This window comes from Amycolatopsis plumensis (assembly GCF_042652605.1).
GTDB classification, from domain to species: Bacteria; Actinomycetota; Actinomycetes; order Mycobacteriales; family Pseudonocardiaceae; genus Amycolatopsis; species Amycolatopsis plumensis.
Map to the genome: position 1 here is coordinate 2,030,641 of NZ_JBHSJY010000001.1, position 26,247 is coordinate 2,056,887.

A 26,247-nucleotide genomic window follows, 5' to 3' on the forward strand; every position below is an offset into this window, starting at 1 on the left:
CGGAACCGCCCGGTCACCGGCGTGCCGCCCGAAACTCAGCGGACCTCCCGGTAGCGGCGGTCCTTCGACACGCCTTCGCCCGTCGACTCGTCGAAGTGGTACACCTCGTCGCCACGGATGAAGACGCGGAGGGCGCGGTTCATCACGTCCAGGGGATCGCCCGACCACAGCACCACGTCGGCGTCCAGGCCCGGCTTCAGCGAACCGATCCGGCCGTCGAGGTTCAGCATCGACGCCGGGTTGATGGTCAGCGACCGCAGGGCCGTCGCCGGGTCGAGGCCGTCCTTCACCGCGAGTGCGGCTTGGTACACCAGGAAGTTGATCGGGATCACCGGGTGGTCCGTCGTGATCGCGATCTTCACGCCCGCGCGGGCCAGGATGCCCGCCGAGCGCAGCGTGCGGTTGCGCAGCTCGACCTTGGACTTCGTCGTGAACAGCGGGCCCAGGATCACCGGGACGTCCCGCTCGGCCAGCAGGTCCGCGATCAGGTGGCCCTCGGTGCCGTGGTTGATCACCAGCTTGTAGCCGAACTCGTCGGCCAGCCGGATCGCCGTCACGATGTCGTCCGCGCGGTGGACGTGCTGGTCCCAGTACAGCTCGCCGTCGAGGACCTTCGACAGCGTTTCCAGCGTCAGGTCCACCTCGTGCGGCTTGCCTTCGGACTCCGCGTGCGCCCGCTTCGCCTGGTAGTTGCGGGCCTTCGTGAACGCCTCGCGCAGGATCGCCGCGACGCCGAGACGCGTCGACGGCGTCTGCTTCTTGTCGCCGTACACGCGCTTCGGGTTTTCGCCGAGCGCGCTCTTCACGCTGACGTGCTCCGCGAACGTCATGTCCAGGATGCTGCGGCCCCACGTCTTGACGCCGATCGTCTGGCCGCCGATCGGGTTGCCGGACCCGGGCTTGATGACGACGCTCGTGACGCCGCCCGCCAGCGCGTCGTCGAAGCCCGGCTCATAGGGGTCGATGCCGTCGACGGCGCGGAAGCGGGCGCCGTTCGGGTCGGTCATCTCGTTGGTGTCGTTGCCGGCCCAGCCCTCGCCGTCCTCGTGGACGCCGAGGTGGGCGTGGGCGTCGATGAAGCCGGGCAGCACCCAGGTGCCGGCCGCGTCGACCAGTTCGGCGTCCTCCGGGATGTCGACGTCGGCCTCGGTGCCGACCGCGACGATCTTGCCGCCGTCGATCAGGACCGTGCCGCCCTCGATGGGATCACCGTCGATGGGGACGACATAGCCCCCGACAATTGCCTTCGCCATAGTTCGCCACGCTAACGAACTCACCCGGGCGCGTGCACGCGGGTGTAGGGCCAGCCGGCCAGACCGGCCTCCAGCAGCTTGAAGGCCTGCGCCGCCTCCGCGCCCACGGTGTCGGCGATCCGATCGTTGGTCTGCCCGGCGAGGGTGAGCGCCTGGATGCGCTGGAACAACACACGATGGACGGCCCCCAGCAACCCGGCGGCCGTCTCGACGGCGATATCGTCCGGCCGGGCCCGGGCGGCCTCGGCCAGCGCCTCGGCGAGGCGGTGTTCGCGCTGGTCGTGCAGGCCACGCAGGCACGTGGTCAGGGTCGGGCTGCCGGCGACCATGCGGGCGAACTCCGGCCCGGAAAAGCCCGCGACCGGATCCCTGCTCTCGACGGCGTCGACGAACGCGCGGCGCAACGCAGCCGCCGCCGACTCGCCCGGCCGGCGCGTCTTCACGGTGTGGGCCAGCGACGCGACGAACTCCTCCTGGTGGTCCAGGGCGAGGTCTTCCTTACGCGGGAAGTAGTTGGTGACGGTCTTCTTGGCGACGCGGGCGGCGTCGGCGATCTCGGCGATGGTCGTCTGCTCGAAGCCCTGAGTGATGAACAGCCGCGTCGCGTGGTCGGAGATGAGTTGCCGGGTCTCCTGCTTCTTCGCCTCGCGAAGTCCGGTGGTCTCGGTCATCATGAGGAAATCTTACCCTCGTAGCAAATTTATGTTGACACCCCCACTCGCCTCTGGCTAAACTTACGTCGATAGCAAGTTTACGACGCATCACCCGAGGAGATCCGTGCAGTTCACCGCCTCCACCGTGTCGCTGACCATCGACGACGTCACCGCGTCGCAGGAGTTCTTCACCACGCACCTCGGCTACACCGTGCAGCAGGCCGCCGAGGGCTTCGCGTCCCTGAGCCGCTCCGACGCCTTCGACGTCGTCCTGCTGGCCCGCGGCATCGAGGTGCTGCCGCCGGAGCAGCGTGATCAGCGCGCCGGCGGACTGATCCTCGCCTACACCGTGGCCGACGGTCTCGACGAGGAAGAAGCGCGGCTGCGGGCCGCGGGTGTGCCGATCACCATGCCGCTGCGCGAAGAACCTTGGGGCGAACGCCTGTTCCAGGTGACCGACCCCAACGGCGTGATCGTCCAGTTCGTCCAGTGGGCCGACCACAACTGAACACCCCCTCGGAAAGAAGGAGTTCCTTGTTGCGAAAGCCGACGTACCCCATCGCCACCACCCACGCCCGGAACGAGCGCTCCCTGCCGCACCGCAACGGCGTGAAAACGCAAGGACGGCAAGGAAAACCGGTTCTGCGGCAGCGCCGCACCGGCGCATGAGGAAAGCGGCCGGCCACCGGGGAAACCGGTGGCCGGCCTAGGAGGCCCGGGCCTTCTCCAGGTGCACCAGCTCGTGGTTGTTCTCGGGCGTCCGGTGCGTTTCCCGGTACCCGTGCTTGGCGTACAGGTGCAACGGCCCCACGCTCTTCGAGCCGGTGAACAGCCGGAACACCGTCACCTCCGCCGGCGCTGCCGACTCGGCGAACCGCAGGAGCGCCCCGCCCAGCCCGAGGCCCTGCCGATCCGGCGCCACGACCAGGCGCCCGATCACCGCGACCGGCCCGGTCACCGTCAGCCGCACCGACGCCACCAGGCGACCTGACTCGCGCACGCCCCAGGACAAGCCGGAGAGGGCCGCCCGCGTCTCCTCCAGTGTCTCCAGCAACGGCGGCAGGTCCAGATCGCCGTGCGCCCGCGCTTCGGTGACGTACGCGGCCCGCTGCAGCGTCAGGACTTCGCCCGCGTCGGCGACGCCCAGGCGAAGCGGCGTCACCGGACCCGGATGCCCCAGCTGCCCGACCACGACGCCGACGGCTCCAGCTCGATCAGGTCGGTGCCCGTGTTGAGCGCGTCGGCCGGGCAGGTCATCGGCTCGATCGCCACGGCGCGGCCGCGGCCGATCAGGTCGTCCGGGGTGAACACCTGCGCCCAGTGGAAGTCGGGGCCGGTCCAGACCAGCAGCTCCTGGCCGTCGTGGCTCAGGACGATGTGGTGCCGGCCGTCCTCGGCCGCCGCGAGGCCGCCGAACGCCGTGTCCAGGTTGACGCCCGCCAGCACGCGGCCGGCGCGGAAGTCGTACTCGGTGCCCTCGACGTCCTGCTCTTCGGCGTAGGGCATCTGCTCGTCGGGCAAGGACGGCCGGACGCGGCTCGCGGGCAGCGTCAGCGTCAGCTCGTCGGTCGGGACGTCGCCGATTCGGAAGTACGGGTGCGTGCCGACGCCGACGCCGATCGGCTGCTCGCCTTCGTTGCGGATCTCGTGGGTGACGGTCAGCTCGCGCGGCGCGAGGTCATAGGTCACCGTCGCGCGCAGCGGGACCGGCCAGCCGGGCTGCACCGCGACGTCGACGGCCAGGGTGACCGACGATTCGGCGTGCTCCAGCAGCTCCCACTCGAGGTGGCGGGTCAGGCCGTGGATGGCGTTGCCGCGGGCCTCCTCGGTGATCTCGAGCTGCTGGGTCTCCCCCTGGAACGTCCACTGGCCGCCCTTGGTCCGGTTCGGCCAGGGCAGCAGCACCTGCCCGGCGCCCAGCGGCGGCTTGGCGTCTTCGGGGAACTCTTCGACGTACGGCACGCCGCCGACTTCGAACGCGCGCAGGCCGGCACCGATTTCGGTGACGACGGCGCGGGCGTTGCCGCGGGTGATCTCGAACTGCTGACCGGTCGGGTTGCCCATGCGCAAACCTTACCGAGCCGCGAAGTCACTAGACCGGTCGTAATAGTTTGCGGTACGGTCGGGCCATGGTTCGCCGCACCGACACGCGGCAGCGGATGCTCGACACCGCCGCCGACCTGTTCCAGACGCAGGGCTACCACGCCACCGGCCTCACCCAGCTGACGACGGCCGGCGGCGCACCGAAGGGGTCGCTCTACTTCCACTTCCCCGGCGGCAAGGAACAACTCGCCGCCGAGGCCGTCCAGCTGTCCAGCGAGCGCACCGGCGCGCTCCTGGCCGCCATCCTCGACGACGCTCCCGATCCCGCGACCGGGGTCAACCGCGCGGTCGACGCGCTCGCGGGTTTCCTCACCGGATCGGACTTCCAGCGCGGCTGTCCACTCGCGACAGTGGCGTTGGACGCCGCCGGGGCGAGTGAACCCATCCGGGCCGCCTGCGCGGACGGCTACGCGTCCTGGCACGGCGTCCTCAGTGGATACTTCGCCACACAAGGCCTTTCCGCCGAGCGCGCCGACGAGCTCGCCACCGTCGTGCTCGCTTCGATCGAAGGCGGGCTGCTGCTGGCCCGCACCCGCCGCGACCTCGCGCCGCTGCGCGCCGTCGCCGCCCACCTGCACACCACCCTCGAACGGGAGTTCTCCTGATGCGTGTCCACCACCTGAACTGCGGAACCATGCGCCCCCTGGGCGGGAAGCTGGTCGACGGACGGCCGGGCCTGTTCCGGCGCGCCACCATGGTCTGCCACTGCCTGCTGGTGGAAACCGGCACCGGGCTCGTGCTCGTCGAAACCGGCATGGGCACGCCGGCCGCCGTCGATCGCAACGCCTGGCTCGGCGCCGGGTTCGTCCGCCAGTCCAACCCGGTCCCCGACCCGGCGCAGACGGCGATCGCCCAGATCCGCGCGCTCGGCTTCGACCCGGCGGACGTCCGCGACATCGTGCTGACCCACCTCGACCTCGACCACGCGGGCGGGCTCATCGACTTCCCGTGGGCCCGGGTGCACGTCTACGCCGAGGAGCTGCGCGCGTTCACCGACCCGCGCGCCGACGAACGTGGCCGGTACCGCCGGATCCAGTTCGCTCATGGTCCACAGTGGACGTCCTACGCGGACACCGGCGAGCCGTGGTTCGGTTTCGGCGCCGTCCGGCCGCTCGACGGCCTGCCGCCGGAGATCCTGCTGATCCCGCTCTCCGGGCACACGCGCGGCCACGCCGGGGTCGCCGTCGACACCGGCCACGGCTGGCTGCTGAACGCCGGTGACTCGTACTTCTTCCACGGCCAGGTCGCCGCCGAACCGAACTGCCCGCCGGGCCTGAAGTGGTTCGAGGGCCACATGGAGACAGTCAAGGGCGCCCGGCTGGACAATCACCGCCGCCTGCGCCAGCTTGTTCAGGAGCACGGCGACGAGGTGAGCGTCTTCGCCGCGCACGACGAGACCCAATTCCTCCGGCTGAGCACCAGGAGCAGCGTATGAAGGTCCACCACCTGAACTGCGGAACGATGCGCCCGGCGGGTGGCAAGCTGCTCGACGGCGAGCCCGGCCTGCTGCGGCGGGCGGAGCTGGTCGCCCACTGCCTGCTGATCGAGACCGGCGACAGCCTGGTGCTCGTCGACACCGGCTTCGGCAGCCAGGCCGTGGCCCGTCCCGGCGAGTGGCTCGGCCGCCCGTTCATGGCGATGGTCGGCGCCCGGGTCGAGGCGGCCGAGACGGCCGTCGCGCAGATCAGGGCGCTCGGCCTCGACCCGGCGGACGTCCGGCACATCGTGATGACCCACCTCGACGTCGACCACGCGGGCGGGCTGGCGGACTTCCCCAACGCCGTCGTCCACGTCCGATCCGAGGAGCACCGCGCGGTGACGTCCCCGGCGAACGCGGCGGAGAAGAACCGCTACCGGGCGGCGCAGTTCGCGCACCGTCCGTTGTGGAGCACCTACGACGAGACGGGCGAGCCGTGGTTCGGCTTCGAGGCGGTCCGCTCGCTCAAGGGCCTGCCCGAGGAGATCCTGCTCGTCCCGCTGACCGGCCACACGCGCGGCCACACCGGCGTCGCGGTCGACACGGGCAACGGCTGGCTCCTGCACGCCGGCGACGCGTACTTCTTCCACGGCCAGCTGGACCCGGTGGCCCCGCACTGCCCGCCGGGCCTGACGGCGTTCCAGAGCATCGTCCAGACGCTGCGCGGGCCCCGGCTGGAGAACCTGGCGCGGCTGCACGAGCTGGCGCGGACCCAACAGGACGAGGTAACGGTGTTCTCGGCGCACAGCCCGGTCGAGCTGGCCGCACTGCGCCGCTGAGTGTCAGGCTGCCGATGACAACCCGGCGATCCTGGCAACCGGCCGCGACAGTCACTGCACAGCGAGGGCCTGCTTGACCAGCGGGGCGAGCTGCTCCGGCGTCATCCGCGCCGGGCCGGTGTAGTTGACCAGCACCGGCGTGCCCGCCACCAGCTCGCCCGCGACGAGGGTCGCCGCCTTCTGGCCCTCGACGTAGTAGACGGCGCCGTCCGGGAAGCCCGGGACGTCCTGCGCGCCCGGCTTCGCCTTCTTGATCGCCGCGACCATCTCGGCGGGCTTGCCCTGCTTGCCCTCGTAGCGGGTCACCGCGAGCTTGCCCGCGGCTTTGCCGTCGTGCTGGTACTCGCAGTTGCGCGCTTTGCCGCCGTTGGCCGCGTTGTCCTGGGACGGGCCCGGCACCGCCTGGAGGTTGTCGAGGAACAGCGCCTTCGAGACCGCCTCCGCGGGCAGCAGCTTGCACGGGTCGAGCGACGCGGCGGCGGCGTTCGTGCTCGGCGCCGGCTTCGGGGCCGCGGACGACGAAGGGGCCTTCGACGGCTCGTCCCCGGAAGAGCAGGCGGTCAACGCAGCGAAAGCGACAAAAGCGACAACTAGGGTACGCATATCCGCACCCTACCTAGGTCGTGGGCGCCCGGTATCGCCAGAAGGCCGGGAGCAGGAACATCGACGCGCAGACGAGCACGATGACCAGCAGGCCACCGCCGGTCGCGGCGGCCGTGGTGCCGAAGGCGGCGGCACCCCAGCCGTGGGTGAGGTCGGCGATCCGCGGCCCGCCGGCGACCACGACCGTGAAGACGCCCTGGAGCCGGCCGCGCATCTCGTCGGTGGTCGCGACCTGCAGGATCGCCATCCGGTAGACGGCGCTGACCATGTCCGCGGCCCCGGCCAGCGCCATGAAGACGACGGCGAGCCAGAGCGAGTGCGCGAGCCCGAAGCCGGCCACCGCCGCGCCCCAGGCGCAGATCGACACGACCACGGCGACACCTTGGCGGTGGATGCGCGTCAGCCAGCCGGAGAAGAGCCCGATCAGCATCGCGCCGAGCGGCAGGGCGGCGTAGAGCCAGCCGAGGGCGGGGCCGCCGCCGGGCGGGTCGCCGAAGGTGCGTTCGGCCATCTCGGGGATCAGCGCGCGCGGCATGCCGAAGACCATCGCGATGATGTCGGCGACGAAGGAGGCCAGCAGGATCTTCTGCCCGGCGAGGTACTTGAAGCCGTCGAGGACGTCGCCGAGGCCCGCGCGGCGCGACGGCCCGTTGAGCGGCGGGATCGACGGCAGCCGCCAGACCGCGAAGAGCGTGATCGTGAGGGCGACGACGTCGATCAGGTAGAGCGTCGAGAGGCCGAGGACAGGGATCAGCGCGCCGGCCAGCAGCGGGCCGAAGACGGCGCCGAAGGTCGACATGGTGCTGTTGAGCGCGTTCGCCGACGGCAGCAGCTCGGCGGGCACGAGCCGGGCGACGACCGCGCCGCGGGTGGGCATGTTGATCGCGAAGAAGGCCTGGTTGACGGCGAGCAGGCCGAGCACGAGCCAGACGGAGCCGAAGTTCGCGAAGGCCTGCAGCCAGAGGAGGGCGGAGGTGATCGCGACGCCGACGTTGGTGACGAACAGCAGCTTCCGCCGATCGACGGCATCGGCGACGGCGCCACCCCAGAGCCCGAAGATCAGCAGCGGGACGAGGGCGACGAGCCCGGTGAGGCCCACGTAGGCGGAGGACCCGGTGAGGTCGAAGACCTGCTTGGGCACGGCGACGGCGGTGAGCTGGGTGCCGACGGCGGTGACCACAGTGGACAGCCAGAGCCGCCGGAAGGCCGGGATCTTGAGCGGCCGGGTGTCGACGATGATGCGGCCGAGGAGCTTGCGGATGCCCGAGCGGGGCGGCAGGGTCCCCGGTTCACCAGTCACGACACATCAGCTTAGCGGGGCTAACTATCCGGAGTCGCGTGATTTATGTCGCCGCAGGCCCGGGTTCCGGCAGAAGTGATACCGCCCTTGTCGAATGCCGGCCTGACCGAACGGCACGACCCGCACCCCGGCCAGACCTCTCCCCACCCCGATCCGAAGCCAGAACACGCCGTAGTCACAATTGCGCTTCGGGGTGGTGGGCGCCGAGCTGCTTGCCGCCCGAGGCGACCGGGCCGCGCTCAGCTCACTTGCACTTCGACCGAGCCGGTGGGCAGACGCACGGAAGCCGCAAGGCGCGCCGCTGGACACATCCCCACCACCGGAAACTCCCCCGCCGCTCCCAGGGGGGCGTCCCCAGGTCCAGTCTATCGGCGACCACCGCCAAAAACCCCGAAAAGCCGCCCCGCCGCGAAGGCTGTCCACACCCCTACCGACATGTGGACAGCCGGTGGAACCTACGGCGCCACTCGCTCGATGTGCCACCCGTCGTCGTTGCGCACATACCGAAGCCGGTCGTGCATCCGGTCTTCGCGACCCTGCCAGAACTCCACCAGGTCCGGCCGGATCCGCCAGCCGCCCCAGTGCGGGGGTGCCGGGATGTGCTCGACGTCGGCGAAGCGGCGCTCGATCCCGTGCAGCGCGTTGTCCAAGGCCCGGCGGCCGTCGACCACGCGGGACTGCGGCGAAGCCCACGCCCCCAGCTGCGAACCACGCGGCCGCTGGGCCCAGTACTCCGCCGTCTCCTTGACGCCGACCTTCTCGACCTCGCCGCGGACGTGGACCTGGCGGTGCAGCGCGTACCAGGGGAACGTCACCGACGCGTACCGGGTGGCCGTCAGGTCGTGGCTCTTCGACGACGTGTAGTTCGTGTAGAACACCACGCCGCGGTCGTCGAGGCCCTTGCACAGGACCGTGCGGGACGACGGGCGGCCTTCGGCGTCCGCCGTCGCGAGCACCATCGCGTTCGGCTCCGCGATGCCCGCCGCGACCGCCTGGTTCAGCCAGCCCTGCAGCTGATCGGTCCAGGTGGCGGCGAGCGCGGATTCGTCGAACGCGGCGCCGTCGTAGGCCACGCGCATTCCGGGAAGCCGTACCACGGCGTCTTCCACCTGGTCCTCGATCTCCGGCATTATCGCCAAACCTCCACGCCCGGTCGGGGCATCAGTCGACTTCGGCTCTAGGCACGTTAGGGCCTCGCGACCGGCAGCGGAACCCACCTAACGGTGACAACCGACACCCCTTTCCCGCCACCCAGCCGTAACCGCTGGACAACAAGCCGTAACCCCCGCGTTACCCGCCGGACCAGGATCGATACAGGGCGCACCTACCTTCGGCCCGTTCCCCACCACCCCCGGAGGCAGGCATGACCGAGACCCTGTCCAATGCCGAAAAGAGTGCCCCGCCGAAACGCCGCTACGCCCCGCTCGCGGCGAACGAGAACCGCGAGGACTACTCGCTGCGCTTCGCCGCTCATTCGTTCCGGAAATGGTCCCCGTTCGTGGTCGCGACGACGGCGCTGGGCGGCATCGCCTACCTCGCCGACTTCGCGATCGGCGCCAGCATCGTCCTCTCCTACGGCTTCACCTCCGGCGTCCTGGCGATCCTCGCCGCAGCCGTGGTCATCTTCGTGACCGGCGTGCCCATCGCGGCCGCCTGCGCGAAGTCCGGAGTGGACATGGACCTGCTGACCCGCGGCGCCGGTTTCGGCTACTTCGGGTCGACGCTGACGTCGCTCGTGTACGCGAGCTTCACCGTCATCTTCTTCTCGCTCGAAGGCTCGATCATGGGCCAGGCCTTCGAGCTCGCCCTCGGCATCCCGCTGCCCGTCGGTTATCTGCTCGCGACGCTCATCGTGCTGCCCTTCGCGCTCTACGGCATGGGCGCGGTGGCGAAGATGCAGACCTGGACGCAGCCGCTGTGGATCGCCGGCCTGGTGCTGCCGTTCGTCGTCGTGCTGGTGCGGGAGCCCGGCAAGTTCGCCGAGTTCACCCACTTCGGGGGTACCGAGGGCGCCGGCGCCGGGTTCTCCGCGATCGGGTTCGGCTTCGGCATGGGGGTCGCGCTGTCGCTGATCGGGCAGATCGGCGAGCAGGCCGACTACCTGCGGTTCATGCCCGAAAAGACCGCGGAGAACAAGCGGTCGTGGTGGGCCGCGGTGCTCGCGGCCGGCCCCGGGTGGGTGGTCCTCGGCGCCGCGAAGCAGATCGGCGGGGCGCTGCTGGCCTTCCTCGCGCTCGGCGTCGTCGGGAAGGCGCACGCGCTGGAGCCGATCGCGCCCTACCTCGAAGCGGTGAAGCCCGCCCTCGGGCCGGTGGCGCTGACGTTCGCCGCGCTGTTCGTCGTCGTCTCGCAGATCAAGATCAACACGACGAACGCCTACTCCGGCTCGCTGTCGTTCGCGAACTTCTTCTCCCGCGTGCTGCACAAGCACCCGGGACGGGTCTGGTACGTGCTGGTCAACTGCGGGATTGCGCTCGCGCTGATGGAGTTCGGCGCGTTCGGCTTCCTGAACAAGATCCTCGGCTTCTACTCGAACGTCGCCATCGCGTGGATCGGCGCCGTCTGCGCCGACCTGGTGATCGCCAAGCCACTGGGCCTGTCCCCGCGGTACATCGAGTTCAAGCGGGCCTACCTGCACAAGATCAACCCGGTCGGGTTCGGCTCGATGCTCGTCGCGTCGGCGGTGTCGATCGTGGCCTACTTCGGCGCGTTCGGGCCGTTCCTCGCGGCCTTCAGCCCGCTGCTCGCGCTGGTCATCGCGATCGTGCTCGTACCCACCCTGGCCGTCGCGACGAAGGGGAAGTACTACCTGGCGCGGGAGAACACCGTCGCCGGCCCGGACGCGGACCTGCGCGCGACGCACACCTGCTCGGCCTGCGGCGACCCGTACGAACTGCCGGACGTCGCCGACTGTGCGAAGCAGGACGGCCCGATCTGCTCGCTGTGCTGCACGCTCGACAACACCTGCCACGACGTGTGCCAGACGACCGGCCCGGTCGCGCTCGGCCTGCCGACGGTCCGGACGCCGTAGAGTCGTGAGGACCCTTTCCCGGCGTCCGCAGCCGGGAAAGGGCCCTCACGCGAGCCGGCCTCCCCCCGGTTCCCCCTCCCGGCTCGACTGTTCCACGCCGGAGGGCGCGCCGGGGTTGCCCGGGATTTCCATGATTTTTCCGGGCCGCATGATGGCGGCCAGCATCAGCGCCCGCAGCTCCGCGCCGACGTCCTCCACGGGCAGCGGCGGCTCGTGCGCCTGCCACTCCCGCAGCAGCCCGGTGGCCGCGCCGACCAGCGCGATCGCCGTCAGCCGGTAGTCGCGGTCGGGCGCGGCACCGTGCTCGGCGGCGCGCCGCGCTTCGGTCTCGATGAACGTCGCCCAGCGGTCGACCCACACCTGGTGCTGCTCCTCCAGCTCCGCGCTGACGCCGACGGCCTCGACGTAGTTGAGCCGCGGGAGCCGGGCGTCCACGGTGACCGTGTCGATGAAGACGTCGAGCAGCGTGGCGATGCGGGTGACGGCGTCGGCTTCGGCGACCTTGTCGAGCGCGGCGGTGACGTGCTGCAGCGCGAGGCTGTTGATCCGGTCGTGGAGGGTGCGCAGCACGTCCTCCTTGCCGGTGAACTCCTCGTAGAAGTTCCGCGTCGAGACGCCGGCGCGGGCGCACACCTCGGTGATCTTCGTCTGCCGGAAGCCGGTGCTGGTGAACAGCTCGAGACCGGCCGTGAGCAGCCGCTCGCGCCGATCCGCGCGACGTTGTTCGGGTGCGACGCCGCCGTACGTGCGAGCCAACGGTTGTCTCCTCCTTCTGAGGGATTGCCGGATCCTACCGGTCTGGCTAAATTGTGAAAACCTCGATTACCACTCCGCTTCGAGTACCCCCAAACCGGAGGCAACGATGCTTCGTCGGTTACTGGTCGCCGTCGCGCTCCTTTTCGTGACAGCCGCCCCCTCCGCGCACGCGGACCCGGGCGTCCTCTTGGAACAGCGGCCGACGACGGTGTTCGTCGGCCCGTTCCCGGCGCCCGTCAAAGCCTGGCACCTCCTGTACCGCTCGACGTCGGCGACCGGCGAACCGAACGCCGTCTCCGGCACGCTGCTGGTGCCGCCGACACCGTGGGTGCGCGGCGGTCCGCGCCCGCTGATCACGTACGCGGTCGGGACGCACGGCCTCGGCGACCAGTGCGCGCCTTCGAACCTCCTGGCCCACGGCATCGAGAACGAAAGCGCGTTGCTCGCGCAGGCGCTGACGCAGGGCTGGGCCGTCGTCGTCACCGACTACGAAGGACTCGGCACGCCGGGCACGCACACGTACGCGGTCGGGCAGTCCGAAGGCCGGGCGGTCCTCGACGCGGCGCGGGCCGCTTCCCAGGTGACCGGCGCGGGGCTGTCCCCGTCCGGGCCGGTGGGCGTGTTCGGCTACTCGCAGGGCGGCCAGGCCGCGGCCTGGGCGGCCGAGTTGCAAGCGACGTACGCGCCTTCGCTGAACGTGGTGGGGGTGGCGGCCGGCGGCGTCCCGGCGGACCTGAACGCGGTGTTCGCGTCCAACGACGGCGGCGCGGCGTTCGGCTTGGTCCTGGGCGCGGCGACGGGCTTCGCGGCGGCGTACCCGGACGTGCCGTTCGCGTCGATCCTGAACGACCGCGGCCGCGAAGCGGTGGCCCGGGTGTCGAAGGCGTGCACGGTGGAGCTGGGCGCGGCGGCGCCGTTCGCGCACCTGCAGGACTTCGTGACGGTGCCGGACCCGATCCACGACCCGCGCTGGCAGGCCCGCCTGACGGAGAATTACCTGGGCACGACGGCCCCGAAGCCGCCGGTGTACCTGTACCACGGGACGTTGGACGAGCTGATCCCGTTCAGCGTCGGAACGGCGTTGCGCGACCGCTGGCAGGCACTGGGCGCGAAGGTGACGTGGCAGGAGTTCCCGCTCCTGGAGCACATCGGCGGGGTCTCGATCGGCGGCCCGGTGGCGATGACCTGGCTGGGCACGAAGTTCTGAAGGCCAGGAATGACTCATTCCTGGCGTCGCGCGCAGTGAATGACTCATTCCTGGCGTCCGATGCCAGGAATGAGTCATTCACTGCATGCGGGCGAGACTGTCGGTGGCCCCCGGTAGCGTGGAAAACGGGGGCTGCTCAGAACGCCTCGGCCAGCCCCTTCATCGCCGTGACCGCGTCCGGGGCCAGCGAAGTCACCACCGTGCCGCCCGCAGCGAGGGGGCTGCGGGACCACCACTCGCCCGAGGCCGCCGGGAGCTCCGGGCCGCCGACCACCAGGTCCGTGGCCAGCACCCGGCGGCCCGCCAGCACCGCCAGGCTCCCGTCCAGGCCCGCATCCCCCACCGAAAGCGTCTGCCGCAGCACCGGCACCGAACCCCGCGTGACCGACAGCGAAGTCGAGAGCACACCCGGGCTCTCCCCGGCTCGGCCCAGCACCAGCACCTCCCGCGTGTGCAGGTAAGCATCCGAAGCCAGCGAAGCCCGGAAGACCGCGGTGTGCCGCGCCCGGGCGGTGACCACCGTCGGCTCCGGGAGGTACTCCAGCGACCCACCCGGTTCGACCACGACCTCCACTGTGGACAATGAACCTTCGCCGTGCAGGCCAGGCAGCGCCAGGGTCGCCGCCACCCCGGAGAGCCGGAGCGAAGCCCCGGGTCCGACGTGGATCGAAAGCGTGAGGTCGTCCCCGCCCAGCGGCGAAGTGGCCGAGTTCACCAGGTGCACCACCGCCGTCGAACCACGGCCCCGGCGCGGGAACAACGTCAGCGGCGCCATCGAACGCAGCTCCCGCAGCACCGTGCGCGAGCCGTCGAAGCACGCCGTCAGCCGCGCGTGGGCCTTCACAGCAGCGAGCGGACCCAGCCGGCGACCGCGGGCGCGTCCGGGGTGTCCACGAGGGACTGCGTGATCACCGGCAGCGAGCCCCGCATCCGGTGGGCATCCGACGTCATCACGTCCATGTCCGCACCGACCAAGTGGGCGATGTCGATCTTGTTGATCACCAGCAGGTCCGCCGTCGTGACGCCGGGGCCGCCCTTGCGCGGCACCTTGTCGCCGCCCGCGACGTCGACCACGAAGATCTGGCTGTCCGCCAGGCCGCGGCTGAACACCGCCGTCAGGTTGTCGCCGCCACTCTCGATGATCACCAGGTCGAGGCCAGGGAACTTCTCCTCCAGCCGCTCGACCGCGTCGAGGTTCGCGGTGATGTCGTCGCGGATCGCCGTGTGCGGGCAGGCACCCGTCTGCACCGCCTCGATCCGCTCCGGGTCCAGTACCCCCGCGCGACGCAGGAAGTCCGCGTCCTCGGTCGTGTAGATGTCGTTCGTGACGACGGCGAGGTTGATCTCGTCGCCCAGCGCGCGGCACAGCGCCGCGGTCAGCGCCGTCTTGCCGGAGCCGACGGGGCCGCCGATGCCGATCCGGTACGCGCGCCCGGCCGCCGGGGCCGCGTCGTAGTGGTCCGGCTCGCTGACCGTGGGGTCGAAGCTGATCGCGTGAAAGTGGCCGTGGCCTTCAGCTGGCAAAGAGACGCACCTCTTCCTGGTGGTGCCGGGCGTGGGCCTCGGCGAACAGATCCAACGCGGGCGACCCCGGCGACGGCAGGGAAGCCGGGTCGTCGCCCGCCACGGCGGCCGCTTCCGCACAAACGGAAGCGAGGTCCAGCCGCGCCACGACGGCGTTCACGGCAAAGGGGTCGAGCCCCAGCAGCCGGACCGCGGCACTCGCCGGGCCGCTCACCGACAAGTAGGCGGCTGCCATGGCGGCGTCGTGCGGTGCGCCGCCTGCGACCCCGACCAGCGCGCCCAGCACGATCGAATGGTGCGGCCGCGGAGTTTCGGCGAGCAGCGCGTCGAGCACCGGTGACGGCCACGCGATCCGCCCGGCCCGCGCGGTCCCGCGGCCCTGCGCCCGGGACGCCTCGCGCTGGGCGAGCGACGGCGTGCGCGCGTCCAGCTCACTGTCCAAAACCGACCAATTGCCTCCGGCGACGGCCGCGTGTGCGGAAGCAGCAGCGAAAACCGCCGCGAGGAATCCCGCCGTCCGCAACCGTCCAGAAAGGAACCCGGGGAGGTCGCGCACGGAATCCACCAGTTTCCGCGAGACGACTTCCTCCAGCCCGCCGCTGTGGACGTGACCACCGCCGGGAAACCGGGAGTCCGCGAGAATCAACGCCGAAAGGTCCATCAGAACAGGAAATACCTTTGCGCCATCGGCAGTTCCGTCACCGGCTGCGGCTCGATCAGCTCGCCGTCGACGTGCACCGCGAAGCTGTCCGGCTCGACGCGCACGTCCGGTGTCGCGTCGTTGAGCACCATGTCCGCTTTGGTCCGCGCGCGCATGTTCGACACGGCGACCAGCGGCCTCGTGATGCCGAACGTCTCGCGCAGGCCGCTGTCCAAAGCGGACGGCGCGACGAAGTGCAGGCTCAACGCGGCCCCGATGGCCGCACCGAACATCGGCCGCGCCATGACCGGCTGCGGCGTCGGGATGGACGCGTTCGCGTCGCCCATCGCCGCCCACGCCGGGAACCCGCCCTTCAGGACCACGTGCGGGCGGACGCCGAAGAACTTCGGCTCCCACAACACCAGGTCCGCGAGCTTGCCGACCTCGACCGAGCCGATTTCGGTCTCCATGCCGTGCGCAATGGCCGGGTTGATCGTGTATTTGGCGACATAGCGACGCGCGCGCAGGTTGTCGGCCGCGCCGTCGCCGGGCAGCGCGCCGCGGCGGCGTTTCATCACGTGCGCGGTCTGCCAGGTCCGGATGATCACCTCGCCGATCCGGCCCATCGCCTGGGAGTCCGAGCTCATCATCGAGATCGCGCCCATGTCGTGCAGGACGTCCTCGGCGGCGATCGTCGTCGGCCGGATGCGGCTCTCGGCGAAGGCGAGGTCCTCGGGCACCGACGGGTTGAGGTGGTGGCAGACCACCAGCATGTCGAGGTGTTCGTCGAGCGTGTTGGCGGTGTGCGGGCGGGTCGGGTTGGTCGACGACGGCAGCACGTTCGGCAGCGAGACGACCTGGATGATGTCCGGCGCGTGCCCGCCGCCTGCCCCTTCGGTGTGGTAGGCGTTGATCGAGCGGCCACCGATCGCGTCCACAGTGGATTCGAGGAATCCGGCTTCGTTCAGCGTGTCCGTGTGGATGGCCACCTGGACACCGGCTTCGTCGGCGACGGTCAGGCACGCGTCGATGGCGGCCGGCGTGGTGCCCCAGTCCTCGTGCAGCTTGAACCCGCCCGCACCGGCCGCGAGCTGCTCGCGCAGCGCCTCGGGCCGGACGGTGTTCCCCTTGCCCAGCAACAGGACGTTGACCGGGTAACCGTCCATGGCGGACAGCATCCGGCCGAGGTTCCACGCGCCGGGCGTGACGGTGGTGGCCTTCGTGCCCTCGTTGGGCCCGGTGCCGCCACCGACCAAAGTGGTCAGCCCGGCGGCCAGTGCCGTGTCGACGAGCTGCGGGCAGATGAAGTGGACGTGGCAGTCGATGCCGCCCGCCGTGAGGATCTTGCCGTTGCCGGACAGCACTTCGGTCGACGGCCCGATGACCAGGGCCGGGTCGACGCCGTCCATGGTGTCCGGGTTGCCCGCTTTGCCGATGCCGACGATCCGGCCGTCGCGCACGCCGACGTCGGCTTTGACGACACCCCAGTGGTCGAGGATCACCGCGCCGGTGATGATCAGGTCGGGCGCGCCCTCGGCGCGGGTCGCCGTGCCCTGGCCCATGGACTCGCGGATGACCTTGCCGCCGCCGAAGAGCACCTCGTCGCCGGAGCCGCCGGGACCCATCGAGCGGTCTTCGGTGACCTCGATCAGCAGGTCGGTGTCGGCGAGCCGGATGCGGTCGCCGGTGGTCGGGCCGAACAGCTCGGCGTAGCGCTCGCGGTCGATCTGCGGCATCAGAAGTCCCCCGCGAACTCGGACCGCAGGCCCGGGACGCGCCGCGCGCCGGCCAGCGGAACGAGATCGACTTCCCGTTCGACGCCGGGTTCGAACCGCACCGACGTCCCCGCCGGGACGTCGAGCCGGTGGCCGCGGGCGGCCTCGCGGTCGAACTCGAGGCCGGGGTTCACGGCCGCGAAGTGGTAGTGCGAGCCGACCTGCACCGGCCGGTCGCCGAGGTTCCGCACCAGTAGCCGGACGCGCGCGCGGCCCGGGTTCAGCTCCACCGGCTCCTCGCCGGGAATGATCTCACCAGGGCGCATCCAGCCGCTCCTCACACGATCGGGTCATGCACGGTGACGAGCTTGGTGCCGTCCGGGAAGGTGGCCTCGACCTGCACGGAGTCGACCATCTCGGGCACGCCGTCGAGCACCTGCGCCCGGGACAGCACGGTCCGGCCGCTGGCCACCAGCTCGCTGACCGTGCGGCCGTCGCGGGCGCCTTCGAGGACGTGGTCGGTGATGAGCGCGACCGCCTCGGGGTAGTTGAGCTTGACGCCGCGGTCCAGCCGCTTCCGCGCGACGTCGGCCGCCACGTGGATGAGCAGCTTGTCGCGCTCCTGCGGACTGAGGTGCATGCGCTAGGTCTATCACCCGAAACGCGGGAGCGCCGGGTTCGGAAACACAGGATTTACCTGGGCTTCGTCACACTGCGTGGTGAAAATTCTCCTGACCGGAGGGCTCGGTGACTGAATCGTTCTCGTAATCGTGACCGAAACCACCGCATCTTTCGATTGCCAGTGGCCGGTCAAGAGAGCAAGGTCTATCCATCCGTGCGATGTGGCGCGCATTCAGTGCGCTTCCTCCAACCGCGCGACCAGCAGCAACCAGCCGGGGAAAAGCGCACCGAAAGGTTCCGCGAAACAGTGACTACCTCCACGATCAGCAAGCCACAGCCGTCCGGCCAACCCGACGACGGCTTCCGACCGGGCCTGGAGGGCGTCGTCGCCTTCCACACCGAAATCGCCGAACCCGACCGGGACGGCGGTGCCCTGCGCTACCGCGGCGTCGACATCGAGGACCTCGCCGGCAAGGTGACCTTCGGCGACGTCTGGGGCCTCCTCGTGGACGGCCGGTTCGGTCACGGCCTCCCGCCCGCCGAGCCGTTCCCGCTGCCGGTGCACACGGGTGACGTCCGGGTGGACGTCCAGGCCGCGCTGGCCATGCTCGCCCCGATCTGGGGGTACCGCCCGCTGCTCGACATCACCGACGAAGAGGCCCGCGAGCAGCTGGCCCGCGCCTCGGTGATGGCGCTGTCCTACGTCGCCCAGTCGGCGCGCGGCATCGGCCAGCCGGCGGTCCCGCAGGCCCGCGTCGACGAGGCCCAGTCGATCACCGAGCGGTTCCTGATCCGCTGGCGCGGCGAGCCGGACCCGGCGCACGTCAAGGCCCTGGACGCCTACTGGGTGTCGGCCGCCGAGCATGGCCTCAACGCCTCGACCTTCACCGCCCGCGTCATCGCCTCGACCGGTGCGGACGTGGCGGCGGCCATGTCCGGCGCCATCGGCGCGATGTCGGGCCCGCTGCACGGCGGCGCCCCGGCGCGCGTGCTGCCGATGATCGAAGAGGTCGAGCGCACCGGCGACCCGGTCGGCCTGGTCAAGGGCATCCTCGACCGCAAGGAACGCCTGATGGGCTTCGGCCACCGCGTCTACCGGGCCGAGGACCCGCGGGCGCGCGTGCTGCGCCGGACCTGCCAGGAGCTCGGCGCGACCCGCTACGAGGCGGCCGCCGCGCTGGAGCAGGCCGCGCTGAAGGAGCTGCGCGAGCGGCGCCCGGATCACCCGATCGAGACCAACGTCGAGTTCTGGGCCGCGGTCATCCTGGACTTCGCGCAGGTGCCGCCGCACATGATGCCCGCGATGTTCAGCTCGGCCCGCACCGCCGGCTGGGCCGCGCACATCCTCGAGCAGAAGCGCACCGGACGCCTGGTGCGGCCGTCGGCCAAGTACGTCGGCCCGGCGCCGCGCAGCCCCGAGGACGTCGAGGGCTGGGAGCTCGTCACCAAGCACTGACGCTACGACCGAAGCGGCACTTTCATAGGGAAAGTGATCCGGAGGTAGCCCCTCCAGGTCACTTTCACGTGAAAGTGCCCGCTTGGTCGTGCTGAGCGGTCGTGGCGAGCATGGCCGTGAGCTGGTCGACCAGCCAGGTGTCCAGGGCCTGCCGCGGCACCGTGCGCTCCTGCAGCCAGCTCAGCAACGCGCCTTCGACGACGGCCGTCCAGCAACGCAGCGTGAGCGAAAGCAGCGGCGACGGGTCTGAGACGCCGAGGGCGTCCAGGATCAGGGCCACCGCGCGGTTGCGGACCTCGTCGATCGCCGCGTCGGTCTCGGACGTCGCGATCACCGAACCGCTGCGCAGCAGGGCGATATACCCCGCCCGGTAGTGGTCGGCGACGTCGATCAGGCCGCGGACGGCGGCGCGCAGCCGCACATCCGGCGGCCCTTCCTCGAGCCCGGCCAGGCCGTCGATCAGCCCGTCGGTGACCGTCCGCAGCGCCTCGACCTGCAGTTCACGCAGGCTGGAGAAGTACCGGTAGAACAGCGGCCGCGACACCTCGGCGCGCGCGACGATGTCGTCCACGGTGACCAGCTCGGGCGCCCGCGAGCCGAACAGGTCGAGCGCGGCGCGGATCAGGTCGTCGCGGCGGGCCTGCGGCGACATCCGCCGCGGCCGGCTCACGGCGTGAGGCCCTTTTCCGCGGCACGCAGGATTTCCCGCAGCACGGCCGCCGACGCGAGGGTGACGACCTGGCCGCCTTCGGCGCGCTCGGCGAGCATCAGCACGAACGCGCCCTCGCCGTGGCGGCCCGCGTCGTCGACGACGATGTCCGGGACGCCGTGCTCGGCGCGCACCCGCTCGGCGAAGCGGCGCACGGCCTCGCCGTCCGAAGAGTCCACTGTGTACTCGGCAACGCCGTGTTCTTCCAGCAGCTTCAGCGTCTCCGCGGCACCGGACGTGTCGGCGACGATGACGTCGGCGCCCTGCTCGGCGAAGGCGAGCGCGGTCGCCCTGCCGATCCCGCTGCTCGCCCCGGTGACCACGACGAGCCGGTGCTCGAACGGCCCGGCGTCCACCCGGGCGCGGCGCAGCGCGCGGCTTTCCACCCCGGTTTCGGCGTACTCGATCAGCTCTGCGGCCGCGGCCGCCACGACCTGCGGCTTCGACCGCGTCACCCAGTGCGTCCCGACGATCCGGCGGATCCGCAGGTCGGAGACCCAGCGGGTGACCTCGGTCTGCAGCGGCGTCGTGACGTAGGCGTCGCCGGTCGGGGCCAGCACCTGCACCGGGACGTCGGCGGGGCGCGGGGCGGGCCGCGAAAGGCGGGTGAACATGTTGGCGCGGTAGAGCTGGAGGCCGTGCAGGCCGTCGGACTTCTCCGGCGGCGCCGCGTCCGGCTCCATGCGCTGGATCTGCTTGCCCAGCAAACCCGTGCGCCACAGCAGGTCCGGGATGACCGGGACCTGGAACGCCAGGATGTACCACGAGTGCAGGAACTGGTTCAGCGCGTTCTTGAGCCGCTTCGGCGTCGGGCGGCGCAACTGGGCGCGGAACCACGCGCCGGCGTGGTCGAGGCTCGGGCCGGACAGCGACGTGTAGGAGGCGACCCGCCCGCGCAAGCCCTCGCCGGTGATGGCGTGCCACGTCTGGATCGAGCCCCAGTCGTGGGCGACCAGGTGCACCTGGCCGGCCGGCTGCACCGCCTCGACGACGGCCCGCAGGTCGTCGGCCAGCTGGTCCAGCCGGTAGGACGCGCGTCCCGACGGCTTGTCCGACCGTCCCGCCCCGCGGACGTCGTAGGTGACGACGCGGTGTTTCGCGGTCAGCCCGGCGGCCACCCCCGCCCACATCGAGCTGTTGTCCGGGTAGCCGTGCACGAGCACGACCGTGGGCCCGTCGCTCCGGCCGTCGATGGTCACGGAAAGGCGGACACCGTCGCTGGCGGTCACCCACTGGTGAGACATTCTGTCATGTTAGACAAGTTGTCAACAGTGCGTTCACCCGCGCGGCGGTTCCGCGGGCGCGGATCTTCGGATTTTTGCTTGTATGACAGCGTTTTCGTGGTTCCACGGGAAACCAAGCCCCGCTGTCCACCGATCGGTGGACAGCCGGATTCCACTGGCCGTTGGTCGGATTCGCCGCCGGGACCGGCCAGGCTCGGAGCATGACCACAGCAGTCAGCGTGCGCGGCCTGCGCAAGCAGTACCCCGGTCACCTCGCGGTGGCCGGGCTCGATCTGGAGATCGCCCAAGGCGAGGTCTTCGCCCTGCTCGGCCCGAACGGCGCCGGGAAGACCACGACCGTCGAGATCCTCGAGGGGCACCGGCAGCGGACGGACGGGGACGTCTCCGTGCTCGGCGAGGACCCCGGCAAGGCCGGACGCGCCTGGCGAGCCCGGCTTGGCATCGTCCTGCAGACGGCGACCGACGCCGCCGAGCTGAGCGTCGCCGAAACCGTCCGGCACTTCGCGAAGTACTACCCAGCGCCGCGCGATCCCGACGAGGTGATCGACAAGGTCGGGCTCACCGAGAAGGCCGGGGCGCGAGTCAAGGCGCTCTCCGGCGGGCAGCGGCGGCGCGTCGACGTCGCCCTCGGCATCATCGGCCGGCCCGAGCTGCTCTTCCTCGACGAGCCGACCACCGGCTTCGACCCCGAGGCGCGGCGGCAGTTCTGGACGCTGATCAGCGACCTGGCCGCCGAGGGCACCACCATCCTGCTGACCACGCACTACCTCGACGAAGCCGAAGCGCTCGCCGACCGGGTCGCGGTCATCGCGCGCGGGGAGATCGTCGCCCAGGACACGCCGCAGAACCTGGGCGGGCGGGCCGCGGCCGAGGCCACCGTGCGCTGGGTCGACGAACGCGGCGAGCACGTCGAGCGCACCGCGTACCCGACCAAGCTCGTCACCGAGCTCTCGGCTGGGGGTCGGGAGCTCGCCGGGCTGACGGTGACCCGGCCGAGCCTGGAGGACATCTACCTGGACCTGATCGGAGACAAGGCATGACCACCCTGACTTTGCCCGGCCCACTGTCGCTCGGCTTGGCCCGCGGCGGCACGGAACTCCGGCAGTTCTTCCGCCACAAGGAACAGGTGGTCTTCACCTCCTCCCTGCCCGCCGTGCTGATGGTCCTGCTCGGGTCCATCCTGGACGGTCCGACGGCGCTCGACGGCGTCACCTCCGGCCAGCTGCTGGCGGCCGGGATGATCGGCTCCGGCATCGTCTCGACGTCGTTCAACAGCATCGCGACCGGCGTCTCGGCCGACCGCGAAACCGGGGCCCTCAAGCGCCTGCGCGGCACGCCGATGCCGCCGGCGTCGTACTTCATCGGCAAGATGGTGCTGGTCGCGGTGTCGAGCCTGGCCCAGACGGTGCTGATGGCCGCGGTCGCCGTGCTGCTGTTCGGGCTGCGCCTGCCGTCCGATCCGGCGAAGTGGCTGACGCTGCTGTGGGTGTTCGCGCTCGGCATCGTCTCGTGCACGCTGCTCGGGATCGCGATCAGCTCGCTCGCGAACTCCACCAACGGCGCGGTCGCCATCGTGCAGATGCTGTACCTGGTGCTGCAGTTCATCTCCGGCGTGTTCGTCTCCCCGATCACGAACCTGCCGAAAGTTATGGTGGACATCGCGTCGTTCTTCCCGCTGAAGTGGATCTGCCAGGGGTTCCGGTCGGTCTTCCTGCCGGACGGCGCCGTGAGGATGGAGATGGCCGGGACATGGGAACTGCCGCGGGTGGCGCTGGTGCTGGGGATCTGGTGCGTGGCGGGGGCGGTGCTGGCGCGGCTGACGTTCCGGTGGACCGACGCGAAGTGAGGGACGCCTGGGACCGGTTCAACTGGCTCTGGGAAATCCTCTTCGCGGTGGCGTACCTGGCCACCACCACGCTGGTGCTCCTCGACGGCGCCGACCCGGTGTGGACGGCCGTCGCGGCCGGGGCGCTCACCGCGCTGGCGCTGAGCTACCTGCTGTGGGGCCGCCGGCTGGTCCGGGACGACGACTCGTCGATCCGGCAGCGGTGGGTGTTCGCCCTCCTGGTGCTGGTGCTGGTCGGGATCGCCATGTGGGCCGAGGGCACGTCCGGCTTCATCCTCTTCATGGCGTGCCCGCTGCTGTTCTCGACGCTCGAATTCCGGCCCGCGGCGGTCCTCACCACGGTGGCGATCCTGCTCAACCCCGCGGCGGCTGTCGTGAACGACGGGTTGACCGGGCCGACACTGCACATCATGCTGCCGATGACGGCGATCCTGGTCGTCTTCGGCGTGCTGTGCGGCAAGTTCATCGGGCACGTCATCGAGGAGAGCCGGGGCCGCGCGGACCTGATCGCGAAACTCGAGGCGAGCCAGGCGGAAGTCGCCCGGCTCTCCCGGGAGGCGGGCACCGCGGCGGAGCGCGAACGGCTGGCGCGGGAGATCCACGACACGCTCGCGCAGGGCTTCACCAGCATCGTCACCCTCGCACAGGCCATCGAGTCCGAATTGGACACCGACCCGGCGGCGGCGCGGCGGCACGCGGAGCTGGCCGCCCGCACCGCGCGCGAGAACCTGACGGAGGCCCGCGCGATGGTCGCCGCGCTGGCCCCGGCCGACCTCGCCGCCGGTTCGCTCGTGGACGCCGTCCGCAGGCAGGCCGACCGGCTGGCCGACGAGACGGGCGTGCCGGTCGAGTTCGAAGTGGACGGTTCATTGCCTGCGCTAGGCACGGCGAGCGAAGTGGTCCTGCTGCGGGGCGCGCAGGAAGCGCTGAACAACGTCCGGCGGCACGCGGCCGCGTCGGCGGTGTCGGTGCGGTTGTCCGCTGTGGACGGTGCGGTCCGGCTGTCGGTGCGTGACGACGGCGCCGGCTTCGACCCCGACCACGCCACGGGGTTCGGGTTGCGCGGGATGCGGTCCCGGGCCGAGCAGGTCGGTGGCAGACTGAGCGTCCGGAGTGGCCCCCGCGGCACCGAACTCACCCTGGAGGTGCCGGCTTGATCCGCGTCATGCTCGTCGACGACCACCCGGTCGTCCGCGAAGGCCTCCGCGGCATGCTCGAAGCGGAACCGGACCTGACGGTCGTCGGCGAAGCGGGTTCCGGCGACGAAGCCGTCGCGCTCGATCGGGTCGCCGCGCCCGACGTCGTGCTGATGGACCTGCGCATGCCCGGCCTCGACGGCGTCGGCGCGACCAAGCGGATCCTGCGCGAGCAGCCCGGCCGCCGGATCGTCGTGCTGACGACGTACGAGACGGACGCGGACATCCTGCGCGCGGTGGAGGCGGGCGCGTCGGGGTATCTGCTGAAGGACGCCTCGCGCGCGGAGCTGGCGAACGCGATCCGCGCGGCGGCCCGCGGGGAGACGGTGCTGGCGCCGTCGGTGGCCGGGAAGCTGGTCAACCGCGTCCGCAACCCGGAACCGCAGCCGCTGTCGGCCCGCGAGGTGGAGGTCCTCCGGCTGGTCGCCAAGGGCGGCACCAACGCGGACATCGGCCGCGCCCTGCACATCAGCGAAGCCACGGTGAAGACCCACCTGCTGCGGGTGTTCGGCAAGCTCGGCGTCTCGGACCGCACGGCCGCGGTCACGACAGCGATGGCCAGGAACCTCCTGAGCTGACCGTGATCCAGCGGGCATCACGCGTGACCCGAGGGGCATCACGCGTGATTCCACGGGCATCGCGGTGATGCCCCGTCAGTCACGCATGATGCCTGGCCAATCACGGGTGATGTCCCTCCGGACACGCGTGATGCCTCGTTTCGCACGGCCGGGACCTGCTCCGGCGGACCGCGCGCGGCAGAATGCCCCCATGCTTGCCTCGACCGAACTCGCCCTGCTCCGCCGGATCGCCCACGAGCAGGCGGCCTGCCGGGCTCCGTCGCTGGTCGCCGCCGTGGTGCGGGACGGCGGGATCGTCTGGTCCGGTGGCCGGGGACGCGTCGGCGGCGAAACCCCGACCACCGACACGCAGTACCGGCTGGGCTCGATCACCAAGACCCTCGTCGCCACCGCCGTCATGCGGTTGCGCGACGAAGGCCTGCTCGACCTCAACGACCCGCTCGAAAAGCACGTCCCGGGCACGCCGTTCGGCGCCGCCACCGTCGCCCAGCTGCTGTCCCACACCTCCGGCCTGACGTCCGAGTCGCCCGGCCTGTGGTGGGAGCGGACGCCGGGCGCCGACTGGGACGCGCTGGTCGGCAGCCTCGCCGAGGGGGCCACCAAGCACCGGCCGGGCGCGCGGTTCCACTACTCCAACGTCGGCTACGGCGTCCTCGGCGAACTCCTCGCCCGCCACCGCGGCAAGGGCTGGCTCTCCGTGCTCGACGAGGAGGTCCTCGGCCCGCTCGGGATGACCCGCACGACCCCGCACCCGGTCGGCGCGCACGCCGAGGGCTTCGCCGTGCACCCCTTCGCCGACGTCCTGCTGCCGGAACCGAGCCCGGACGCCGGCGCGATGGCCCCCGCCGGGCAGCTGTGGTCGACGGCGCAGGACCTCGGCCGCTGGACGGCGTTCCTCGGCGGCGAGACCGGCGGCGTGCTCGCGCCGGAGACCGTCGCCGAGATGCGGACCATGATCACCGTCGACGACACCGACGTCTGGACGACCGGGTTCGGGCTCGGCCTGATGCTCGTGCGCTATCAGGGCCGCCGGATCGCCGGCCACACCGGCTCGATGCCCGGGTTCCTCGCCGTGACGCTGGTCGACCCGGCCGCGCGGACCGGCGCGCTGGTGCTCACGAACTCGACGTCCGGCGTCGGCATCACCCAGCTCTGCCTCGACCTCATCACCATGACCGACGAGCTGGAGCCGCGGCTGCCCGAAGAGTGGCTGCCGTCCCCGGCCGACCCCGAGCTGCTCGCGCTGACCGGGCTCTGGCACTGGGGCCCGACGCCGTACCACCTGCGCATCCAGGGCGACGGGCTGCTGCTGCTCGCACCGGTCGAAGGCGCCGGGCGCAGCTCGCGCTTCCGCGCCACCGGCAAGGACACCTACGTCGGTCTCGACGCCTACTACGCCGGCGAGACGCTCGAAGTGGGCCGGAACGCCGACGGCGTCGCCACCCACCTCGACCTGGCGACGTTCGTCTTCACCCGCACTCCGTACGACCCGGCCGCGCCGGTGCCCGGCGGCGTCGAAGACTGGCGCTGACGGGAGAACGGGCCCCGCTCGCACC

The 26,247-nt window shown here is 71.1% G+C and carries 29 protein-coding genes; 13 read left to right on the forward strand and 16 right to left on the reverse strand.

Going from position 1 to position 26,247, the window contains the following annotated elements; genetic code table 11:
- Positions 1-35: 35 nt before the first annotated feature.
- On the reverse strand, positions 36-1,253 hold the full coding sequence (locus tag ACFPLC_RS09445) for an amidohydrolase (RefSeq protein WP_191306866.1): 1,218 nt from the start codon (positions 1,251-1,253) through the stop codon (positions 36-38).
- A 20-nt stretch (positions 1,254-1,273) separates the two neighbouring features.
- Positions 1,274-1,927, reverse strand: coding sequence for a TetR/AcrR family transcriptional regulator (locus ACFPLC_RS09450; protein ID WP_378193770.1), 654 nt, complete (start codon positions 1,925-1,927; stop codon positions 1,274-1,276).
- Positions 1,928-2,030: 103 nt separating this feature from the next.
- Here ACFPLC_RS09450 and ACFPLC_RS09455 point away from each other — a divergent pair, with 103 nt between their 5' ends.
- Entirely contained in the window at positions 2,031-2,414 is a 384-nt protein-coding gene (locus ACFPLC_RS09455) for a VOC family protein (protein ID WP_378193773.1), read from the forward strand.
- A 29-nt stretch (positions 2,415-2,443) separates the two neighbouring features.
- Positions 2,444-2,575: a hypothetical protein gene (locus tag ACFPLC_RS09460; RefSeq protein ID WP_378235781.1), complete on the forward strand. Its 132-nt coding sequence runs from the start codon at positions 2,444-2,446 to the stop codon at positions 2,573-2,575.
- A 37-nt stretch (positions 2,576-2,612) separates the two neighbouring features.
- On the opposite strand, the gene ACFPLC_RS09465 is transcribed toward ACFPLC_RS09460, so the two are convergent.
- Together ACFPLC_RS09465 and ACFPLC_RS09470 are read right to left on the reverse strand one after the other, a co-directional pair.
- Positions 2,613-3,098: a GNAT family N-acetyltransferase gene (locus ACFPLC_RS09465; RefSeq protein WP_378193776.1), complete on the reverse strand. Its 486-nt coding sequence runs from the start codon at positions 3,096-3,098 to the stop codon at positions 2,613-2,615.
- Positions 3,065-3,970 carry an aldose 1-epimerase family protein gene (locus ACFPLC_RS09470; protein ID WP_378193779.1) on the reverse strand — a complete coding sequence of 302 codons (906 nt, stop codon included), beginning with the start codon at positions 3,968-3,970 and terminating at the stop codon, positions 3,065-3,067. The genes ACFPLC_RS09465 and ACFPLC_RS09470 overlap by 34 nt, the downstream gene beginning before the upstream one ends.
- Positions 3,971-4,035: 65 nt before the next feature.
- On the opposite strand from ACFPLC_RS09470, the gene ACFPLC_RS09475 reads away from it, so the two are divergent.
- The 3 genes from ACFPLC_RS09475 to ACFPLC_RS09485 are packed head-to-tail and all read left to right on the forward strand — an operon-like array spanning position 4,036 to position 6,265.
- Positions 4,036-4,614 (forward strand): TetR/AcrR family transcriptional regulator, encoded by a 579-nt coding sequence (locus tag ACFPLC_RS09475; protein WP_378193781.1) that lies wholly within the window; start codon positions 4,036-4,038, stop codon positions 4,612-4,614.
- Positions 4,614-5,444, forward strand: a complete 831-nt coding sequence (locus ACFPLC_RS09480) for an MBL fold metallo-hydrolase (protein ID WP_378193784.1) — start codon at positions 4,614-4,616, stop codon at positions 5,442-5,444. Before ACFPLC_RS09475 ends, ACFPLC_RS09480 begins: the two co-directional genes overlap by 1 nt.
- Entirely contained in the window at positions 5,441-6,265 is an 825-nt protein-coding gene (locus ACFPLC_RS09485; protein WP_378193787.1) for an MBL fold metallo-hydrolase, read from the forward strand. Before ACFPLC_RS09480 ends, ACFPLC_RS09485 begins: the two co-directional genes overlap by 4 nt.
- Before the next feature lie 51 nt (positions 6,266-6,316).
- Here the strand turns inward: ACFPLC_RS09485 and ACFPLC_RS09490 are convergent, their stop codons facing one another.
- From ACFPLC_RS09490 to pdxH, 3 genes are all read right to left on the reverse strand, one after another.
- Positions 6,317-6,868: a DUF3558 family protein gene (locus ACFPLC_RS09490; RefSeq protein ID WP_378193790.1), complete on the reverse strand. Its 552-nt coding sequence runs from the start codon at positions 6,866-6,868 to the stop codon at positions 6,317-6,319.
- 13 nt (positions 6,869-6,881) lie between these two features.
- Complete coding sequence (locus ACFPLC_RS09495) at positions 6,882-8,147, reverse strand: MFS transporter (RefSeq protein WP_378194332.1); 1,266 nt, start codon at positions 8,145-8,147, stop codon at positions 6,882-6,884.
- A 476-nt stretch (positions 8,148-8,623) separates the two neighbouring features.
- Positions 8,624-9,301, reverse strand: a complete 678-nt coding sequence (gene pdxH / locus ACFPLC_RS09500; RefSeq protein ID WP_191306855.1) for a pyridoxamine 5'-phosphate oxidase — start codon at positions 9,299-9,301, stop codon at positions 8,624-8,626.
- A 230-nt stretch (positions 9,302-9,531) separates the two neighbouring features.
- Here pdxH and ACFPLC_RS09505 point away from each other — a divergent pair, with 230 nt between their 5' ends.
- A complete protein-coding gene (locus tag ACFPLC_RS09505) occupies positions 9,532-11,199 on the forward strand; it encodes a purine-cytosine permease family protein (RefSeq protein ID WP_378193792.1) in 1,668 nt (555 codons plus the stop codon).
- A gap of 45 nt (positions 11,200-11,244) precedes the next feature.
- Here the strand turns inward: ACFPLC_RS09505 and ACFPLC_RS09510 are convergent, their stop codons facing one another.
- Entirely contained in the window at positions 11,245-11,955 is a 711-nt protein-coding gene (locus ACFPLC_RS09510) for a TetR/AcrR family transcriptional regulator (RefSeq protein WP_378193794.1), read from the reverse strand.
- Between the two features lie 106 nt (positions 11,956-12,061).
- Between ACFPLC_RS09510 and ACFPLC_RS09515 the strand changes: the two genes are divergently transcribed.
- Positions 12,062-13,162, forward strand: coding sequence for a lipase family protein (locus tag ACFPLC_RS09515; protein ID WP_378193797.1), 1,101 nt, complete (start codon positions 12,062-12,064; stop codon positions 13,160-13,162).
- A gap of 136 nt (positions 13,163-13,298) precedes the next feature.
- Here the strand turns inward: ACFPLC_RS09515 and ACFPLC_RS09520 are convergent, their stop codons facing one another.
- The 6 genes from ACFPLC_RS09520 to ACFPLC_RS09545 are packed head-to-tail and all read right to left on the reverse strand — an operon-like array spanning position 13,299 to position 17,681.
- The gene (locus ACFPLC_RS09520) at positions 13,299-14,006 is read right to left on the reverse strand and encodes an urease accessory protein UreD (protein ID WP_378193800.1); all 708 of its coding nucleotides are present in this window, start codon (positions 14,004-14,006) and stop codon (positions 13,299-13,301) included.
- The gene (gene ureG / locus ACFPLC_RS09525) at positions 14,003-14,686 is read right to left on the reverse strand and encodes an urease accessory protein UreG (RefSeq protein ID WP_378193802.1); all 684 of its coding nucleotides are present in this window, start codon (positions 14,684-14,686) and stop codon (positions 14,003-14,005) included. Before ureG ends, ACFPLC_RS09520 begins: the two co-directional genes overlap by 4 nt.
- Positions 14,676-15,347 (reverse strand): urease accessory protein UreF, encoded by a 672-nt coding sequence (locus tag ACFPLC_RS09530; protein ID WP_378193805.1) that lies wholly within the window; start codon positions 15,345-15,347, stop codon positions 14,676-14,678. Before ACFPLC_RS09530 ends, ureG begins: the two co-directional genes overlap by 11 nt.
- Positions 15,347-17,062, reverse strand: a complete 1,716-nt coding sequence (locus ACFPLC_RS09535) for an urease subunit alpha (RefSeq protein WP_378193808.1) — start codon at positions 17,060-17,062, stop codon at positions 15,347-15,349. The genes ACFPLC_RS09530 and ACFPLC_RS09535 overlap by 1 nt, the downstream gene beginning before the upstream one ends.
- Positions 17,062-17,367: an urease subunit beta gene (locus ACFPLC_RS09540; RefSeq protein WP_378193812.1), complete on the reverse strand. Its 306-nt coding sequence runs from the start codon at positions 17,365-17,367 to the stop codon at positions 17,062-17,064. The genes ACFPLC_RS09535 and ACFPLC_RS09540 overlap by 1 nt, the downstream gene beginning before the upstream one ends.
- A gap of 11 nt (positions 17,368-17,378) precedes the next feature.
- Complete coding sequence (locus tag ACFPLC_RS09545; protein WP_191306846.1) at positions 17,379-17,681, reverse strand: urease subunit gamma; 303 nt, start codon at positions 17,679-17,681, stop codon at positions 17,379-17,381.
- A 288-nt stretch (positions 17,682-17,969) separates the two neighbouring features.
- Here ACFPLC_RS09545 and ACFPLC_RS09550 point away from each other — a divergent pair, with 288 nt between their 5' ends.
- On the forward strand, positions 17,970-19,118 hold the full coding sequence (locus tag ACFPLC_RS09550) for a citrate synthase 2 (RefSeq protein ID WP_378193816.1): 1,149 nt from the start codon (positions 17,970-17,972) through the stop codon (positions 19,116-19,118).
- A 64-nt stretch (positions 19,119-19,182) separates the two neighbouring features.
- Here ACFPLC_RS09550 and ACFPLC_RS09555 read toward each other — a convergent pair whose 3' ends face one another.
- Both ACFPLC_RS09555 and ACFPLC_RS09560 read right to left on the reverse strand, forming a co-directional pair.
- The gene (locus ACFPLC_RS09555; protein WP_378194335.1) at positions 19,183-19,770 is read right to left on the reverse strand and encodes a TetR/AcrR family transcriptional regulator; all 588 of its coding nucleotides are present in this window, start codon (positions 19,768-19,770) and stop codon (positions 19,183-19,185) included.
- 14 nt (positions 19,771-19,784) lie between these two features.
- A complete protein-coding gene (locus tag ACFPLC_RS09560) occupies positions 19,785-21,071 on the reverse strand; it encodes an SDR family oxidoreductase (protein ID WP_378193819.1) in 1,287 nt (428 codons plus the stop codon).
- Positions 21,072-21,271: 200 nt separating this feature from the next.
- Here ACFPLC_RS09560 and ACFPLC_RS09565 point away from each other — a divergent pair, with 200 nt between their 5' ends.
- The 5 genes from ACFPLC_RS09565 (at position 21,272) to ACFPLC_RS09585 (ending at position 26,222) form a co-directional block, all read left to right on the forward strand.
- Positions 21,272-22,111, forward strand: a complete 840-nt coding sequence (locus ACFPLC_RS09565; protein ID WP_378193822.1) for an ABC transporter ATP-binding protein — start codon at positions 21,272-21,274, stop codon at positions 22,109-22,111.
- On the forward strand, positions 22,108-22,917 hold the full coding sequence (locus tag ACFPLC_RS09570; RefSeq protein ID WP_378193825.1) for an ABC transporter permease: 810 nt from the start codon (positions 22,108-22,110) through the stop codon (positions 22,915-22,917). Before ACFPLC_RS09565 ends, ACFPLC_RS09570 begins: the two co-directional genes overlap by 4 nt.
- Entirely contained in the window at positions 22,914-24,074 is a 1,161-nt protein-coding gene (locus tag ACFPLC_RS09575) for a sensor histidine kinase (protein WP_378193828.1), read from the forward strand. The genes ACFPLC_RS09570 and ACFPLC_RS09575 overlap by 4 nt, the downstream gene beginning before the upstream one ends.
- Positions 24,071-24,691, forward strand: a complete 621-nt coding sequence (locus tag ACFPLC_RS09580; RefSeq protein ID WP_378193831.1) for a response regulator — start codon at positions 24,071-24,073, stop codon at positions 24,689-24,691. Before ACFPLC_RS09575 ends, ACFPLC_RS09580 begins: the two co-directional genes overlap by 4 nt.
- Before the next feature lie 190 nt (positions 24,692-24,881).
- Positions 24,882-26,222, forward strand: coding sequence for a serine hydrolase domain-containing protein (locus tag ACFPLC_RS09585; protein WP_378193834.1), 1,341 nt, complete (start codon positions 24,882-24,884; stop codon positions 26,220-26,222).
- The last annotated feature ends 25 nt before the right edge of the window (positions 26,223-26,247 follow it).

Coding starts and splice junctions, on each gene's coding strand:
- ACFPLC_RS09445 (WP_191306866.1), bottom strand. CDS start 1,253: ATGGCGAAGGCAATTGTCGGGGGCTATGTCGTCCCCATCGACGGTGAT.
- ACFPLC_RS09450 (WP_378193770.1), bottom strand. CDS start 1,927: ATGATGACCGAGACCACCGGACTTCGCGAGGCGAAGAAGCAGGAGACC.
- ACFPLC_RS09470 (WP_378193779.1), bottom strand. CDS start 3,970: ATGGGCAACCCGACCGGTCAGCAGTTCGAGATCACCCGCGGCAACGCC.
- ACFPLC_RS09475 (WP_378193781.1), top strand. CDS start 4,036: ATGGTTCGCCGCACCGACACGCGGCAGCGGATGCTCGACACCGCCGCC.
- ACFPLC_RS09480 (WP_378193784.1), top strand. CDS start 4,614: ATGCGTGTCCACCACCTGAACTGCGGAACCATGCGCCCCCTGGGCGGG.
- ACFPLC_RS09485 (WP_378193787.1), top strand. CDS start 5,441: ATGAAGGTCCACCACCTGAACTGCGGAACGATGCGCCCGGCGGGTGGC.
- ACFPLC_RS09490 (WP_378193790.1), bottom strand. CDS start 6,868: ATGCGTACCCTAGTTGTCGCTTTTGTCGCTTTCGCTGCGTTGACCGCC.
- ACFPLC_RS09505 (WP_378193792.1), top strand. CDS start 9,532: ATGACCGAGACCCTGTCCAATGCCGAAAAGAGTGCCCCGCCGAAACGC.
- ACFPLC_RS09515 (WP_378193797.1), top strand. CDS start 12,062: ATGCTTCGTCGGTTACTGGTCGCCGTCGCGCTCCTTTTCGTGACAGCC.
- ACFPLC_RS09530 (WP_378193805.1), bottom strand. CDS start 15,347: ATGGACCTTTCGGCGTTGATTCTCGCGGACTCCCGGTTTCCCGGCGGT.
- ACFPLC_RS09535 (WP_378193808.1), bottom strand. CDS start 17,062: ATGCCGCAGATCGACCGCGAGCGCTACGCCGAGCTGTTCGGCCCGACC.
- ACFPLC_RS09540 (WP_378193812.1), bottom strand. CDS start 17,367: ATGCGCCCTGGTGAGATCATTCCCGGCGAGGAGCCGGTGGAGCTGAAC.
- ACFPLC_RS09545 (WP_191306846.1), bottom strand. CDS start 17,681: ATGCACCTCAGTCCGCAGGAGCGCGACAAGCTGCTCATCCACGTGGCG.
- ACFPLC_RS09555 (WP_378194335.1), bottom strand. CDS start 19,770: ATGTCGCCGCAGGCCCGCCGCGACGACCTGATCCGCGCCGCGCTCGAC.
- ACFPLC_RS09560 (WP_378193819.1), bottom strand. CDS start 21,071: ATGTCTCACCAGTGGGTGACCGCCAGCGACGGTGTCCGCCTTTCCGTG.
- ACFPLC_RS09565 (WP_378193822.1), top strand. CDS start 21,272: ATGACCACAGCAGTCAGCGTGCGCGGCCTGCGCAAGCAGTACCCCGGT.
- ACFPLC_RS09570 (WP_378193825.1), top strand. CDS start 22,108: ATGACCACCCTGACTTTGCCCGGCCCACTGTCGCTCGGCTTGGCCCGC.
- ACFPLC_RS09585 (WP_378193834.1), top strand. CDS start 24,882: ATGCTTGCCTCGACCGAACTCGCCCTGCTCCGCCGGATCGCCCACGAG.